This window comes from Shewanella sp. KCT (assembly GCF_007636505.1).
Classification (GTDB): domain Bacteria; phylum Pseudomonadota; class Gammaproteobacteria; order Enterobacterales; family Shewanellaceae; genus Shewanella; species Shewanella halotolerans.
This window is the reverse complement of sequence record NZ_LVDJ01000005.1, coordinates 106,475-121,901: the sequence shown is the minus strand read 5'-3', so window position 1 is coordinate 121,901 and position 15,427 is coordinate 106,475. Positions and strand designations below refer to the sequence as shown.

General features: G+C 56.7%; 14 protein-coding genes. 9 read left to right on the top strand and 5 right to left on the bottom strand.

Going from position 1 to position 15,427, the window contains the following annotated elements; all coding sequences use genetic code 11:
* Positions 1 to 230: 230 nt before the first annotated feature.
* The 4 genes from AYI87_RS09110 (at position 231) to AYI87_RS09095 (ending at position 2,964) form a co-directional block, all read left to right on the top strand.
* Positions 231 to 1,457 carry a dicarboxylate/amino acid:cation symporter gene (locus AYI87_RS09110; protein ID WP_144201415.1) on the top strand — a complete coding sequence of 409 codons (1,227 nt, stop codon included), beginning with the start codon at positions 231 to 233 and terminating at the stop codon, positions 1,455 to 1,457.
* A 254-nt stretch (positions 1,458 to 1,711) separates the two neighbouring features.
* Positions 1,712 to 2,137 carry a hypothetical protein gene (locus AYI87_RS09105; RefSeq protein WP_144201413.1) on the top strand — a complete coding sequence of 142 codons (426 nt, stop codon included), beginning with the start codon at positions 1,712 to 1,714 and terminating at the stop codon, positions 2,135 to 2,137.
* Positions 2,134 to 2,331: a helix-turn-helix transcriptional regulator gene (locus AYI87_RS09100; RefSeq protein ID WP_011867421.1), complete on the top strand. Its 198-nt coding sequence runs from the start codon at positions 2,134 to 2,136 to the stop codon at positions 2,329 to 2,331. The genes AYI87_RS09105 and AYI87_RS09100 overlap by 4 nt, the downstream gene beginning before the upstream one ends.
* A 150-nt stretch (positions 2,332 to 2,481) precedes the next feature.
* Positions 2,482 to 2,964 carry an MgtC/SapB family protein gene (locus AYI87_RS09095; RefSeq protein ID WP_011867422.1) on the top strand — a complete coding sequence of 161 codons (483 nt, stop codon included), beginning with the start codon at positions 2,482 to 2,484 and terminating at the stop codon, positions 2,962 to 2,964.
* On the opposite strand, the gene AYI87_RS09090 is transcribed toward AYI87_RS09095, so the two are convergent.
* Positions 2,958 to 3,716, bottom strand: coding sequence for a ComF family protein (locus tag AYI87_RS09090; RefSeq protein WP_144201411.1), 759 nt, complete (start codon positions 3,714 to 3,716; stop codon positions 2,958 to 2,960). The two genes, AYI87_RS09095 and AYI87_RS09090, sit on opposite strands and share 7 nt — an antisense overlap.
* A 31-nt stretch (positions 3,717 to 3,747) precedes the next feature.
* Here AYI87_RS09090 and bioH point away from each other — a divergent pair, with 31 nt between their 5' ends.
* Together bioH and AYI87_RS09080 are read left to right on the top strand one after the other, a co-directional pair.
* Positions 3,748 to 4,527, top strand: coding sequence for a pimeloyl-ACP methyl ester esterase BioH (bioH, locus tag AYI87_RS09085; RefSeq protein WP_144201409.1), 780 nt, complete (start codon positions 3,748 to 3,750; stop codon positions 4,525 to 4,527).
* Positions 4,528 to 4,585: 58 nt separating this feature from the next.
* Positions 4,586 to 5,080 carry a hypothetical protein gene (locus AYI87_RS09080; protein ID WP_144201407.1) on the top strand — a complete coding sequence of 165 codons (495 nt, stop codon included), beginning with the start codon at positions 4,586 to 4,588 and terminating at the stop codon, positions 5,078 to 5,080.
* Here AYI87_RS09080 and AYI87_RS09075 read toward each other — a convergent pair.
* The gene (locus AYI87_RS09075; RefSeq protein ID WP_144201405.1) at positions 5,073 to 7,061 is read right to left on the bottom strand and encodes an LTA synthase family protein; all 1,989 of its coding nucleotides are present in this window, start codon (positions 7,059 to 7,061) and stop codon (positions 5,073 to 5,075) included. The two genes, AYI87_RS09080 and AYI87_RS09075, sit on opposite strands and share 8 nt — an antisense overlap.
* A 494-nt stretch (positions 7,062 to 7,555) precedes the next feature.
* Here AYI87_RS09075 and AYI87_RS09070 point away from each other — a divergent pair, with 494 nt between their 5' ends.
* A complete protein-coding gene (locus tag AYI87_RS09070; RefSeq protein ID WP_144201403.1) occupies positions 7,556 to 7,774 on the top strand; it encodes a hypothetical protein in 219 nt (72 codons plus the stop codon).
* A gap of 87 nt (positions 7,775 to 7,861) precedes the next feature.
* Here AYI87_RS09070 and AYI87_RS09065 read toward each other — a convergent pair whose 3' ends face one another.
* From AYI87_RS09065 to greB, 3 genes are all read right to left on the bottom strand, one after another.
* Positions 7,862 to 10,225 carry a Tex family protein gene (locus AYI87_RS09065; RefSeq protein ID WP_144201401.1) on the bottom strand — a complete coding sequence of 788 codons (2,364 nt, stop codon included), beginning with the start codon at positions 10,223 to 10,225 and terminating at the stop codon, positions 7,862 to 7,864.
* A gap of 127 nt (positions 10,226 to 10,352) precedes the next feature.
* Positions 10,353 to 12,164, bottom strand: a complete 1,812-nt coding sequence (locus tag AYI87_RS09060) for a thiamine pyrophosphate-binding protein (protein ID WP_144201399.1) — start codon at positions 12,162 to 12,164, stop codon at positions 10,353 to 10,355.
* Between the two features lie 234 nt (positions 12,165 to 12,398).
* Positions 12,399 to 12,881: a transcription elongation factor GreB gene (greB, locus tag AYI87_RS09055; RefSeq protein ID WP_144201397.1), complete on the bottom strand. Its 483-nt coding sequence runs from the start codon at positions 12,879 to 12,881 to the stop codon at positions 12,399 to 12,401.
* A 406-nt stretch (positions 12,882 to 13,287) separates the two neighbouring features.
* On the opposite strand from greB, the gene ompR reads away from it, so the two are divergent.
* Together ompR and envZ are read left to right on the top strand one after the other, a co-directional pair.
* On the top strand, positions 13,288 to 14,013 hold the full coding sequence (ompR, locus tag AYI87_RS09050) for a two-component system response regulator OmpR (RefSeq protein ID WP_011867431.1): 726 nt from the start codon (positions 13,288 to 13,290) through the stop codon (positions 14,011 to 14,013).
* Positions 14,014 to 14,034: 21 nt separating this feature from the next.
* On the top strand, positions 14,035 to 15,345 hold the full coding sequence (envZ, locus tag AYI87_RS09045; protein ID WP_144201395.1) for a two-component system sensor histidine kinase EnvZ: 1,311 nt from the start codon (positions 14,035 to 14,037) through the stop codon (positions 15,343 to 15,345).
* Positions 15,346 to 15,427: the final 82 nt, after the last annotated feature.

Here is a 15,427-nt window from a genome sequence, read left to right as displayed (position 1 = left end):
GTCTCTTTCAATGAATAGTTTCCCCAGCAGTTTGCCAAATGAGTCTCTCTATTCAGCCCAAAACCTCGCCGCTCGCATCCAATACTTAGACTCAGTACTTAAGCTCAGCTTGGGCTTTATCCTCAGGGTAAGCCTTAATTCACAGACTCTTCTCCTCGCCCGTGCTACGCTGCGCGCCTGCAAGACTATACTCATTTCAAAAGCATAACTGACGACAAGACGAGGCAAAGGTGAAAACCAAGACAAGTAGGCTAATAGGCAATATCGGGGTGCAGGTGGTGATCGCCATGATTATCGGCGCCGCCGTCGGTTTTATCATGGGTGAACAGGCCAGCATGTTTGCCCCCCTGGGCACCATATTCATCCACCTGATCAAGATGCTGGTTATCCCTTTGGTGCTGGTCTCCATCATCTCGGGCGCCGCCAGCCTGGGTGACAGCCCCTCGGCAGGCAAAATAGGCATAGGCACCTTCGGCTTCTTCATCATCACCTCGGGCGTGGCCGTTGCCTTGGCACTCCTGCTGGGTTCACTATTCCAACCCGGCAACGGCGTCGATTTCACCGCCCACAGCGCCAGTGGCCTGATGAAGGTGACCGAAGAACATGGTGCCCTGCCCGGCGTGATGGACACCTTTATCGGCATGATCCCCACCAATGTGTTCGAATCGCTGACCGGCGGCAATATCCTGCAGATCTTGGTCTTTAGTATCTTCTTCGGCATCGCCCTCACCAAGGTGAAAGGAGAAGGCAGCAAGCCAATCCTGGCGGCGCTCAACACCATAGTCGATGCCTTCGTCTGGATGATCAACTGTGTCATGGTGATCGCGCCTATCGGGGTATTTGGCCTGATGGCCGATTCTGTGGGCACCTTCGGCTTCGACGCGTTAGAGGTGGTCTTTAAGCTATTCGCCGTGTTTGTCCTCGGCATCTTGCTGTTTGGCTTCCTCTTCTTCCCGCTGCTGGTACAGCTGTTCTCCAATGTCAGCGCCAAGAAGTTCATCAGCGTCATGAAGAAGCCTCAGGTGATGGCACTTTCTACCGCCTCCTCAATGGCCACCCTTCCGGTGAACATGGAAACCTGTGAGGAGGAACTGGGGGTCTCTAAACCCACCGCCTCCTTCGTGCTGCCCCTGGGCGCCACCATCAACATGAGCGGTAACGCCATCTACTACGGCCTGGTGGCCATCTTCTTTGCCCAGATGTACGGCATAGATCTCAGCCTGGGCGCGTATGTGGCCATTATCTTCACCTCGACCCTGGGCGCCATAGGTCAGGCCGGCGTACCCGGCCCCTCCTTTCTGGTGGTAGCCGTGCTGCTGGCCGCGGGCATCCCCATCGATGGCCTGCCGCTGCTGTTCGCCCTGGACAGAGTGTTTGACATGATCCGCACCTCGCTCAACATCACTGGTGATGCGGCCTGCGCCGTGATCCTAGATAAATACACCAAAGCCGAATAACGGACTAATAATCTCTTAGCCGGGTGCCATTGGCATCCGGCTAACTGCTGTTAAATACCTGCCATCGTCCATTTGGATCCGCACCCGAACAATACTTTCCTCTCCAAGCGAGTCCAGTCTCTGCGCCATTTCCTACCGTTTAAAAGTCAAACAAACCAAACTTTATGTAAAGCAGACTTGACCTTGATTCTTTTTTAGCCTAACTTGTTATGTAAAGGGTGTTTGACATTTTTAGCAAACGAGAGGAACTGCACATGAAACAGATCATCGACGCCATCTGCTCCAGAGGGCTACCGTCAAGGGATATTCAAAATGCTAACCGGGTGAACCTGCTCGCCCTGCTGTGGGCGCTCAGCCTGGGCGGCACCTCCTTCCTTGCCCACCAAGGCTATCTGGCCAGCACCTGGGTCGTGGTAAGCTGCTTCATCCTCCATGGCGCCATCGGCATCTGGATGCTGTTTGCCTTCAAACGCTTCCTGCGTCAGCTCGATGAGATGGAGCGCAAGATACAGCTAGATGCCCTGGCCTTGGCCGTCGGTGTCAGCATCATTGGCTTCTCCCTCTACTCGATTCTGGATCTGGCGGATCTGCTACCAGACCTCAAGGCGGCCTATCTGGTGGTGCTGCTAGCGCTCACCTATATGCTGGGGATCATCTTCGGGAGACTGAGCTACAGATGAAGAACCGTCTAAAACCCCTGCGCGCCGAGCGCAACTGGACTCAGGCCGACCTGGCGGGACTGCTGGATGTATCACGCCAGACCATCAATGCCATCGAGAAGGGCAAATATGATCCCAGCCTGCCACTGGCCTTTAAGATCGCCCGGCTGTTTCAACTGCCCATAGAGGCGATCTTCGAGGAAGACGAGGCCTAGGCCTCAGGCCTACTAATTATATCCCATGGCCCCTATTGACTCAGGGGCCTTTTAGATCGACACTCGCCGAAAATTGACCCGCAGAATAGCCCAAGACGTCATTCCGCCCGTAAGCCCTCTGCACCAGACATAGTAAATTAGGACCACACCATGAATCTTGATGCTTGGGTAGCTATCGATCCCTTTCGCTGGCGCGAACTCGGCTGCGCCGTGCTCTGCGGCCTCATCATAGGCCTAGAACGCCAGCTCAGGGGCAAACCCGTGGGGATACGCACCTCATCGCTGATCGTGCTGGGCACTTATATCTTCATCACCGCCTCCATGGCCGTGGCCACCTCGGTATCGGATCCCTCGCGCATCATAGGCCAGGTGGTCACCGGCATTGGCTTTCTGGGGGCAGGCGTCATGCTGGCCAAGGAAGGGGTTGTTGTGGGCGTGACCTCGGCCGCAGCCATCTGGGCGCTGGCGGCAATTGGCGTCTGCATCGCCGTGGTCGACCCCTTTGTGGGGATCAAGCTCTCCCTGCTGGTGGTCGCCATCCTCTATGGCGTCGATCTACTTGAGGAATACTCCTCGCTGTTCACCCGAGGCGTACACACCAAGTATCGCAACTGGCGCCGTAACGGCTATTGATCCATAAGGTGGGGCGCCTCGGCGCGCGCCAGACACCACACCTGCACCTGGATATAACGCGCCTCGAACAGCTTGGCGATCTCCTTGGCCGTGGTGCCGGTTGTCACCACATCGTCGATCAGCGCGACACGCTGAAAATCGAACTCCTCTATCAAGCGAAAGGCGCCGGCGAGATTACGCCGTCGCTGCTTACCCGTCAGCCCCGCCTGGGGCGGCGTATCGCTGACCCGCTCAAGGGCATAGGGCAACACTGGCAACTCGAGGGCCCGGCCAAGCTCACGGGCGATAACAAAGGCCTGATTAAAGCCGCGCTCACGCAGGCGGCGTGGATGCAAGGGCACAGGCAACAAGGCCTGAGGCAGGCTAATAACCTCCGCCTCAGACAGCAACCGAATACGCCTCACCAGAGCCTGCACCAAGGGAGTTAAACCGGCGAGCTGTCCCTGATACTTGATTGCCGCTACCGTCTCCCCCAGCCCCTGATGATAACTGGCAGGCGCCACCACCTTGAGGGGCTGGCTCGTCATGCAGCCGCCGCAATAGGCGGTCTGCTGAGGCATAGCTCGGCCACAGCCCAGACAGGTTGGCGACGCATAGAGCCCGGCATTGAGACAGGTGAGACAGATGCCTCGCTGTGGCAAGACCACCCTTTGATGGCAGATCATACAGCGATTGGGTAGACTAGCCGCCAGCAACCGCCGCAGTTGCACAAGCCACTGCCAGCGCGATAAATACAGATGAGTCCTATCCATTTAACTAACCTTACGATCCAGAGGCATCTTAGTGAGTCAGCAATCCTTGCATATTAAAACTATAGGCCAAGGCCGCCCCATCGTCCTGCTGCACGGCTGGGGGGTGAACAGTGCCGTCTTTACCCCCTTGCATCACACGCTCAAAGATCATCAACTCCTGTTAGTCGACCTGCCCGGCTTTGGCGATAGCCCGGCCATAGAGGGAGACCTGGATGCCTGGGTCGATCATCTCATGGCACAGTTGCCAGAGCGGGCTATCTGGGCCGGATGGTCACTGGGGGGACTGGTCGCCACCCGCGCCGCCCTGCGTTATCCCGAGCGCATAAATGCCCTGCTGACCATAGCCTCCTCCCCCTGCTTCATGGCACGGGACGACGAGGGCTGGCCGGGGATTCCACCACAAATTCTGGGGCAGTTTGGCGATCAGCTGGAAAAAGATCTCGGTAAGATGATCGAGCGTTTCCTGGCCATCCAGGCCATGGGGAGCGAGACCGCCAAGCAGGATATCAAGCAGCTCAGGGACTTGGTGATGGCCAAGCCGTTACCGGATGCAGACGCCCTGCGCGCCGGCTTACAGATGCTCAAGGAGGTGGATCTCAGAGACCAGCTTGACGAGATACAAGTGCCCTGGCTCAGGGTGTGGGGAAGGTTGGACGGCTTGGTGTCTCGCCGGGTACAGCCACTGATGCCGGTTTTCGAATCACGCTTTGAGGATCTTGTGCTACCTAAGGCCTCCCACGCGCCCTTCTTCTCCCACAGGGATGCCTTCGTCGAAGGGGTCGAAGCCTGGCTGCAGACGCTTAAAGAATAATCACTTTAATTTATAACACTTTTTGGTTATTATTTAGGCAATACGCTAGGAGTTTTCTATGTTAGTGGTGACCAACTATCCGCAAGTGCCTATCGCGACGACCAACGCCGCGACCGATAGCGCGCGGGTAGAGAGTCAGCAACGCCCACCTATCATACCTGCGCCTCAGCTCGCCAAGAGCAACGAAGAGCGCCCCTTCAATCCCCAGAATGAGCGCGCGGCAGATCAGGTCAACATTCAGGCAAAACTCAATGAGAAGGTGCAGGCCAAGCAGCAAGGGCAAGGCCAGCATCAGCAGGAAGGTCAGCAACAACAGCAACAGGCGAAACAAGGTGCAGCCACCATCATACGTCCGCTGATGATGAAGCCTGCGCTGGCTCGCCGCGACATACGTAGCACGCAGGCTGAGACGCCAAAAGAGCCCCAGAAACCTAAGACCCGCATAGAGAATCAGGCCAGCAGCTTCTATCAGAGCGTGTCGGCCCATATCGCCAGCTTCTACCAGACTCAGACCCTCCCCAAGGGAGAGCCCGAGTTATCCACCTTTATCTGATCGACGCTTCATCCGACGACGTGTTCGATGCCGTGCTCTGCTGCGGCGTTTGATACAGCTGTTGTTGGTAAGCCATGCTGCCCCACAGCGCCCACGACAAGGCGGTCTGCTTCATCTCATCACTCTGCGCCTTATGGGTCAGGGTATTGTTGGCAAAGTCGTAGACATAGCCGGTCGGCTCACGCTCTGGCTGCAGGATCACCACATCGTCACCGCGCAGATAGGCCATGTTTTTGTCGTACTGCATCAGGGCGCGGCCCGGCCAGTCGTCATCCATCTTGGTCAGATCCCGTCCCAGCATGGGGTAGCTACCCGAGACGCCCATCAAGGACAACAGGGTCGGCGCCAGATCGATCTGGCTGGCGACACGTTGGTCCATCTTAGGGGTGATGCCATCACCTATGATGATCGCGGGAATACGGAACTGCTCCACGGGCACCAGAGAGGCACCGCCTACGCGGCTCTCATGATCGGCCACCACCACAAATAGTGTGTCTTTCCAGTAGCTGGACTCTTTCGCCAGCTTAAAGAACTCACCCACGGCATAATCGGCGTACTTGGCCGTGTTGTTACGGGTCTGCTTTGGCTGATCGTAGAGCTCGATACGGTCATCGGGAAACTCGAACGGCTCATGGTTAGAGGAGCTGAACACTAAACTAAAGAAAGGCTTACCCTCTTTATGGAACTGCTCAAACTCGTTATTGGCTCGCTTGAGCAGGTCTTCGTCCGACACGCCCCAAGAACCGACAAACACAGGATCTTTATAGTCGTTCTGATCCACGATATCGCTAAAGCCGTTGCCCAGGAAGAAGCTGCGCATGTTGTCAAAATGGCTCTCGCCGCCATAGATAAACTGGGTCTCATAGCCGTTCATCTTCAGCAGATCGGCGATAGTGAAGAAGTCGGTCTGACTCTTACCTAGCTTAACCACGGAACGTGCCGGGGTCGGCGTAAAGCCGGTAGTGACCGCCTCAATGCCGCGCACCGAACGGGTACCCGTGGCGTACAGACGATTGAAGGCCCAGCCCTCTTGCGCCAAGGCATCGATATTAGGCGTCAGCGGCAGGCCGCCAAGATAACCGGTAAATCTCGCCCCCAGGCTCTCCTGCAGTATGATCACCAGGTTCTTGGGCTTGCCCTGGAAACTCGCCTGGTTATAGGTCACGCTCGGCAGAGACTCAGAGGTGAAGGCGCTTAGCGGGCGACCACTGTCTTTACGTATGTTGTCTATGATCTGGCTCTTCTCCAGCTTGCCATACACCTTAGAGGCATTGGCTTCCGCCGCCATCTGATCTATGGCAAACACTAGCGAATAGGAGGAGTTCACCACCAGAGAGTTCACCAGCGGATCGTCGGCGAAGGCCACCATGGCAGGATTAAGCGGTCTGTGCCCCAGGCTAGATCGCGCGCCCATCAGGGTCACGGCGATAACCAGTAGGGCAATGGCCGGGCGCCAGAACCAGCGTGGATAGACCACCTCTTTCAGTAAGCGCCCACTCAGGCGCCAGCCGCCCCACAGACTCAGGGTGCTGACGATCAGCCCGAGGAAGATCTCTCCCTTACGGCTGGTCCACAACATGGAGAGCACCTCTTTGGGGTAGATGAGGTATTCGATATAGAGACGATTCGGTCTCAGGCCATACTCGTCGATAAATGAGGGAGTCGATAGCTCGAGGAAGATCATCAACCAGAGGCCTAGGGTCAGCCAGACTCTCAGTACCGACTTCCAGCCACGGCCGACTATATGGTCGCCACCAAAGATGGTGGTGCCTAGGGCGGCGATGCCCCATAACCAACACAGAGTGGCGAAGTCGACCCTCAGTCCCTGAAGCAGCAGGTGTGGCCAGCCATCCACGGCGGCGACCCTATCGGCCTGCCAGATGCCCAAGCCGATACGGCTCAGTGTCGTGATGGCAAGGGCTATCAGGCCAAAGTAGACAATGGCCCGCATTGGCCCATGTTTCTTGTGGGACGTCGTCATGGTTTCCTCAATCAAAATCACTATCGCTAAATGGATACGAGCGTATTCGCTCGGCAATGTGCCATTTTGACATAAAAGTCAGTAAAAAGTTCGAAAAGTGTAACAGGTTAAATAAGACGTGAATTATCAGCTAAATAGTGGATTCCCACGCTTTATACCCGCCAAGTGCCCCCTGTAATCTATTAAAAGATCGAATAGTAACTATCTTTCGATCTCCCCTCTCCCTGAGTAGGATAGCGCCAGGCAAGTCAACAAAATCATTGAAAACAATCAGATAATAGAAAGTTCTCGGCTCTGCGTCACATAAAGACGATACGCCCAGGGCTCGCAATTGAGTCCCACATGGCCACCTGCCGAGAACAGCGTCAGCCAGCAAGCCTTAGGGCCTCGTAAATACATACAAATAACAACTGGTTATTTTCTAACAGCTTAAACACGACAACTCATACGGTTACACATGCATTCATATCAGAGATCCACGCCAGAGGCGCCCCATGGCTGACTACCTCATTTGCTATAGCTTCGAATCACCCACACCGCTGAGCGGCCGTCCCAGCCCCAAGGCGAACAAGACACACCTAGATAACACCCTCAGCGCCAGCGTGATAGTCAATGCCCGCGGCCTAACGCTCGCCAAGCAGAAAGTGATCGCCAGGGGTAAACAAAATGGCGTCAGGCGGCTCAAGATACTCTCTGCCGAACTCCTGCTCTAGCTGCAGTGCTAGCGACCAATCGGCTCCATACGTAAGCCACGCATAAAAAAGGCCGCAAATGCGGCCTTTAAAAACGGTAAAGCGAGACTACTTCTTCAGTTTGGCGAAGGCATCGGCAAAGGCATTACCCATGGCCGCGTTGGCCGGCGCCTTAGGCTGCTTATACTGACCCTTAGCCTGGTTCTTGCCCTGTGGACCTTTACCTTGATGTCCCTTGCCTTGGCCCGCTTTCGCCTGGCCCTTGCCGCCTTGGTAAGACATTTGCTTCTCGCCCGACTTCTCGTCCAGACGCATGGTCAGGCTGATACGCTTACGCTCGGCGTCGACCTCCATCACCTTGACCTTAACCACATCGCCTGCCTTCACCACAGTGTGAGGATCGCTGACAAACTTGTCGGTTAGCGACGAGATATGCACCAGACCATCCTGATGCACGCCGATATCGACGAAGGCACCGAAGTTGGTCACATTGGTCACCACCCCCTCTAAGATCATCTCCACCTTAAGATCTTTGATCTCCTCGACCCCTTCCTTAAACACGGCGGTCTTGAACTCGCCGCGGGGGTCACGACCCGGCTTATCCAGCTCGCTGAGAATATCTTCTATGGTCGGCAGACCAAACTCCTCGGTCACAAACTCCTTAGCATCGATCTGCTTGAGCAGATCTGTGTTGCCAATCAGGGCATCCACCGCCTGCTGCTGCGCCGTCGCGATTCGCTCGACCAGAGCATAGGTCTCGGGGTGCACGGCGCTGGCATCCAGCGGGTTGTCGCCCTCACGAATACGCAGGAAACCGGCGGCCTGCTCGAACGCCTTGGGGCCGAGACGTGGCACCTTAAGCAGCTGTTTACGCGAGGTAAACTGACCATTTTGGTCGCGGTACTCGACGATATTGCGCGCCAGCGTCTTGTTCAGGCCAGCCACCTGAGTCAGCAGCGGCATAGAGGCCATGTTGAGATCCACACCCACGCCGTTTACACAGTCTTCCACTACAGCCTCAAGGGATTGTGACAGCTGACTCTGGCTCACGTCATGCTGATACTGACCCACGCCGATAGACTTAGGCTCTATCTTCACCAGCTCGGCCAAGGGATCCTGCAGGCGACGTGCGATAGAGACGGCGCCGCGAATCGACACGTCCAGCTCGGGGAACTCCTCCGCCGCCAGCTCAGAGGCGGAGTAGACAGAGGCGCCCGCCTCGCTCACCATGATCTTGGTGAGTGACGGCAGCTCGCTCTTCAACTCGGCAATCAGCTCGCCCGCCAGCTTGTCTGTCTCACGTGAGGCGGTGCCATTGCCTATGGCGATCAGTTCCACCTTATGCATCTTCACTAAATTCGCCAGGGTACGGATCGATTTGTCCCACTGGTTTTGCGGTGCATGGGGGAAGATGGTGGTGTGGGCCATCAGCTTGCCCGTGTTGTTGACTATGGCCACCTTAACGCCGGTTCTCAGCCCTGGGTCCAGGCCCAGCGTGGCCTTGGCACCGGCAGGCGCCGCCATCAGGAGATCGCCAAGATTTCGGGCAAATACATTGATCGCCTCTGTCTCGGCGCGCTCTCGCAGCTTGGCGATAAACTCAGTCTCCATCTGCAGCGCGATCTTGATGCGCCAGGTAGAGGTCACCACCAGCTTGAGCCACTGATCCACCGGCGAGTCGCTCAGCTTAAGACCGAAGTGATCGGCGATAATCACCTCGCAATAGCTGCCAGACTTGGCCTCGCTGTCTGGGTCGGCATTCATGCTCAGGCTCAGTACGCCCTCGTTGCGACCACGCAACATGGCCAGGGCACGATGAGAAGGCACATTCATCAGCTTCTCGCTGTGCTCGAAATAGTCTCTGAACTTGGCGCCCTCTTTCTCCTTGCCCTTCACCACACGGCTCTCGAGCACGGCGCTCTGGGTCAGGTGTTGGCGCACCTTCTGCAGCAGTTCGGCGTCTTCGGCGAAACGTTCCATCAGGATGAAACGGGCACCATCGAGCACCGCCTTCACCTCATCGAACCCCGCCTCGGCATTGAGGTACTCGCTCGCCAGGGCCTCGATATCTGCCTGACGATCACTCAGCAAACGATCCACTAAGGGCTCGATACCGGCCTCGATGGCGATCTGCCCCTTGGTACGACGCTTAGGCTTATAAGGCAGATAGAGATCTTCCAGGCGCGTCTTGCTGTCGGCCTGATCTATGGCGGCCTGCAGCTCGGCGGTCAGCTTACCCTGGGCCTGAATGCTGGAGAGGATCACCTGACGGCGATCGTTGAGTTCGCGCAGATAGCCCAGACGACTATACAGGGTGCGCAGTTGGGTATCGTCTAAACCACCTGTGACCTCTTTACGATAACGCGCCACGAAGGGAACCGTCGCGCCGTCATCCAATAGAGTGATAGTTGCCGTCACTTGCTGCTCACGAACATTAAGTTCCTGAGCGATGATTTGTGCAATATTTTGCATAGATTACGTCGTGCCCAAATAGAGAGTTAAGTGCCGCCAAAGATAACACAGCCCAGGGGCAAGTTGTACGCCCTATCTGTCGCAACCCTAGATAAAGCAGGGTAAATTAGGCGACACGTCTCTCAGTTTAGCCGCGTTTTTCGCATAGCTCCTGCCAGCGGCGCGTTGCCTCAGGCTGACCGTTACGATAGCCGATGTAACAGTTGAGCTTCTGGGTGGTATCGCTCTGGAATGACTCCTCGATAGGCGCCGGTACCTCAATAAGATGCAGGCCACCGCTGGCGATACAGCCACACAGGGTATCGACAAACTCGCCATCGTACCGGCACAGATGTCCTCTGCCACCATAGGCCTGAATCAACAACTTAGGATCGAATCCCTCATGGTTACAGGCATAGATGGGCGCATCGCCGGCCTTACCCAGATGGAAGATGTTGTTGCGCATGTAAACGATAACCAGGTTGGCCCCCTGCTTCTGCAGGTTGATCAGCTCATTCGCCTGGAAGTTGAAGCCGCCGTCACCGGTGATCACCACCACGGGCTGGGCGCTGCCCTGCTCGGCAAGCTGATCTACCACGGCCCTGGCATAAGGCAGGCTGGTGCCCATGGCCGCATACCAAGGGTTGGCCAGATAACTGCGACCGATATCGCTACCAAGGGTTGTCAGCTCGAAGCTGGCAAACAGTGAATTACCCACCTCGGGCACGAAGATGAAGGGGCGCTCGCTAGCCCGCTGCGCCGCGTTGATGCAGGCCGCCAGATGGTGATAACCCAGCTCAGCATCGCTGGTTCCGGCAGGCTCAGATGCCGAGTTAGATTCGACATCAAGGCTCAGATTCACGGGCGCCGCTTTAATAATAGGCTGCTCGCTCAGCAGCTCCATCACGGCGGTGATATCCGCCTCCCACTGGGCCGTGCCCTTAAGCATGGTCTTGTTGCCATGATTGTCGATGGCATGGGTCTGGCTGCTAAAGGCATTGTTGGTGTCTGAAGGGAAAATCGCCGTGCCCAGCTCAAGCACATAGTCGGCCGTAGACTCGATATACTCCTGATGTGGCAAGCGGCTGAACACACCGTTGTAGCTGCCCAGGCAGAGTGGCCGCGATTCATCCAGCATCCCCTTACCAAACCAGGTAGTGGCATAGGGCAGCTTGTTGTGCTCGCAGTAACTTAAAATCTTCGCCAGCAGTGGCGCATTGAGCCTGAGCTTCTCGCCGAGGAATACTAACGGCGCCTTGGCGCGCTGCAGCTGGGTGCGGATCTGACTGGCGATCAGCTCAGCGCCGCTCAGGTTAAGCGCCTGGGGCCTTAACTCACTCGGGCAAGTCGGCAGACTCAGCGCCTGGGTGGGCTGATAGATAAGATCTCTCGGTACCTCGATATACACGGGCTGACGATTCACATAGGCATAGGTGAGCAGCTGTAGAAACTGCTCCGCCGCCACGTTAGGCTGACCGCTGTGACGCTGGCCCTGTAGACGCTCGGCGCGCACGCCCAGCGCCTTGAAGGCGTTGAGCGCCGCATCGAGATCCGTATGCCAGGCCGTGTGGGGATGTACGCTGTGATGCAGCGCCTGACTGTTAATCTCCGCCTCGCCAGGCGCGCCCGAGATAAACACCACGGGCAGGCCTTCGGTGCGCGCCAGGGCCGCGGCCGAGGTGCAGGGCAGGCTACCGACAGTATAAGTGGTCATGCAGACCCCGAGAGGGTTCAGCTCGGCCTGGGCGCAGGCGCTGAAACCTGCGTGCATCTCGTTGCTCGAGGGCAATACCGCCACTCGTTTATCCAGGGTGTTGATCAGGTTAGCGACGAAGTCGCCGCCGACACCATAGACACGTTTCACACCGAAGAAGGCCAGCAGCTCGGCAATGCTATCGCCAAGCAGCGGCAGATGGGCGGCGTAGTCGGCGCCAAAGTTAGATTCGATCGATACAGACACGTTAGACTCTCGGGTTGTCCAAAAATGTCTGTAGCCTAGGGGCTGCGGTGCATCTGTGCCTTGATCGAGATCATCAAGGCTTAGCGCGCAGTGCTATGCCAATGACAAAACACAGTGACAAGATATCGTTACAGGGCTCATATTAGGCAGATATTGATTTGTTTATCAGCGAATTAACTGAGGCTGGAGGCGTTAGCCCAGGCTTACACCCGGGCTGAAATCGCGAAGGCAGGTTTAGTCCTCGAACGCCTTATATTGGATCTTGTTGACGTACCACTCCTTCTTACCGGCAGGGGTGTTGACCACCACTTCATCGTCCACCTGCTTGCCGATCAGCGCCCTCGCCATGGGCGAGTCTATGGTGATATAACCGAGCTTGGTATCCAGCTCATCCTTGCCGACGATACGATAGCGCACTACCTTGCCCGCCTCGTCCTCCAGCTCCACCCAGGCGCCGAAGAACACCTTGCCCTCCTGCTGGGGCGAGTAGTCGACGATCTGCAAATCTTCCACTCGCTTCACCAGATAGCGTACCCGGCTATCGATTTGACGCAGTAAACGCTTGTTATAGGTGTAGTCGGCGTTTTCGCTACGGTCGCCCTGGGCCGCCGCCTCCTGCACCTTCTTGGTGATCTCGGGGCGGTACTCTTTCCATAAATACTTAAGCTCTCTGTCGAGCGCTTGCCACCCTTCGCGGGTGATCAACATGGCTTTCATCTTTCTCTCGTCACACCTCAATAAGATGCCAGGCAACCGCCCGCACATCGAATGATTTTCGGCTGATAATAACCAGCGCAGCCGCAGAAAAACAATAGCCCAGTGGCACGACCTTGGCGAGGCGATAAGCCAAGCCATCTCCTAACCACCCGTCGCCCGGCGGTTTCAATTTGGTTACAATTTCCCGGCGAACAGTGCAAAGGCATATAATTTCTATTAGTATCAGTATGTTACAGCAGCTTTATTTCTAGCACTGTGGAAAATCACCGCAACTCTGAATGAAATCTCGCTAGGCTTTTAAATAGCAAAGCGGCTATATTAAGCAGGCACATAAGATTAATATTGAAATTCAGCCAGTTGAGCGGTAAACCTCGAGCCGATCGCACTGAAATAAGGGATAGAGAGCATGGGACAAGAAACCTCTAAAATTCTCGTTGTCGACGATGATATGCGCCTAAGAGCCCTGCTGGAGCGTTACCTGATGGAACAGGGTTACCAGGTCAGGAGCGCCGCCAATGCCGAGCAGATGGACAGGCTGCTGGAGCGGGAAAACTTCCACCTGCTAGTGCTGGATCTTATGTTGCCGGGCGAGGATGGCCTCTCTATCTGCCGTCGCCTGCGCCAAAATGGCAATACAATTCCCATCGTGATGCTGACCGCCAAGGGTGACGAGGTGGACCGCATCATAGGCCTGGAGCTGGGCGCCGACGATTACCTGCCCAAGCCTTTCAACCCCAGAGAACTCCTTGCTCGCATCAAGGCGGTCATGCGCCGTCAGGCCCCCGAGGTCCCTGGTGCGCCGACACAACAGGAAGAGGAGATCACCTTCGGTGAATTTACCCTTAACCTGGCCACCCGCGAGATGTACCACGGCGAAGAGGCGATCTCCCTCACCAGCGGCGAATTTGCCGTGCTCAAGGTGCTGGTGAGTCATCCCAGAGAACCACTGTCACGGGACAAGTTGATGAACCTGGCCCGCGGCCGCGACTATTCGGCGCTTGAGCGCTCTATCGACGTGCAGGTATCGCGCCTGCGTCGCCTGATCGAGAAAGATGCCGCCAACCCAAGATATATCCAGACCGTTTGGGGCCTGGGCTATGTGTTTGTGCCCGACGGTGCCGCGCGGCGTTAGCCCCGGCCATCGTCCCCAATAATGAGCTGGTTTAAACGCTTTCTTCCCCGCAGCGCCTTCAGTCAGACAGTACTGCTGATAGGCTCGCTGCTGCTGGTCAATCAGCTGGTCTCCTATCTCTCGGTGGCTGTCTACTTTATTCAGCCCACCTACCAGCAGATCAACCAGCTGATCGCCCGCCAGGTAAACCTGCTGTTCGTCGACGGCGTAGATGTCGGCCGCGAACACCTCTCCATGGTCGATGCCCTCAACGCCAAGGTGCGCGACGACAGCATGGAAATCTACAACCTTAAGGATGCCCGCGAGGCCGGGGTCGATCGCGCCGCCTACTACAGCCTGCTATCGGCGCAGATGTCAGAGCATCTGGGCGGCAAGGCCGAGGTGCGCATCGCCCAGGGCAAGGAGTTCGAGATCTGGATCCGCCCGCCACAGGCACCATCGGTATGGATCAAGGTACCTCTGACCGGCTTCAACGAATTTGGCCTCTCGCCCCTGACGCTCTATCTCATGGTGATCGGTGCCCTGAGTGTCGCCGGCGGTTGGTGGTTTGCCCGTAAGCAGAACAAGCCGCTCAAGCGTCTGCAGAAGGCGGCGATTTCCGTCTCCCGCGGCGATTATCCCGCGCCCCTGCCTCCGAGCGGCTCCACAGAGATCATAGAGGTAACCAACGCCTTCAACCAGATGTCCCGCAGCATGCAGCAGCTGGAGCAGGACAGGGCTTTGTTGATGGCGGGGATCTCCCACGATCTGCGCACGCCGCTGACTCGCATCCGTCTCGCCTCCGAGATGATGGTGGAGGAAGATGAGTACCTCAAAGAGGGCATAGTGCATGACATCGAGGATATGGACGCCATCATCAACCAGTTTATCGCCTATATACGTCAGGATCAGGAGGCCAATCGCGAACTGGTGCAGATAAACGATCTGCTGCAGGATATCGCCCAGGCCGAGACCAACCGCGACGGCGAGATAGTGCTAGCGCTAAACGAGTGCCCCGAAATTCCTATGCAGGCGGTGGCGGTCAAACGCATCATCAGTAACCTGGTAGAGAACGCCTTCCGCTACGGCAACGGCTGGGTGAGATTGAGTTCCAATTTCGACGGTCGCCGGGTCGGCTTCGGCGTGGAAGACAACGGCCCAGGCATCCCAAGCGACCAGATCCACAAGCTGTTCCAGCCCTTCACCCAGGGCGATAGCGCCCGCGGCAGCGTCGGCTCAGGCCTGGGATTGGCAATCATCAAGCGGATAGTCGACCGTCATCAGGGCCAGGTAGTACTCACCAATCGCCCCGAAGGCGGCCTGCATGCCCAGGTATGGCTGCCTTTGGAATAGTTGCCTCTCGGCCCCTCCCCTAAACCCTAGTAATAGCTCACCCTCTTCTCATACTCAGACGTCATACTTAAGTGCCATACCC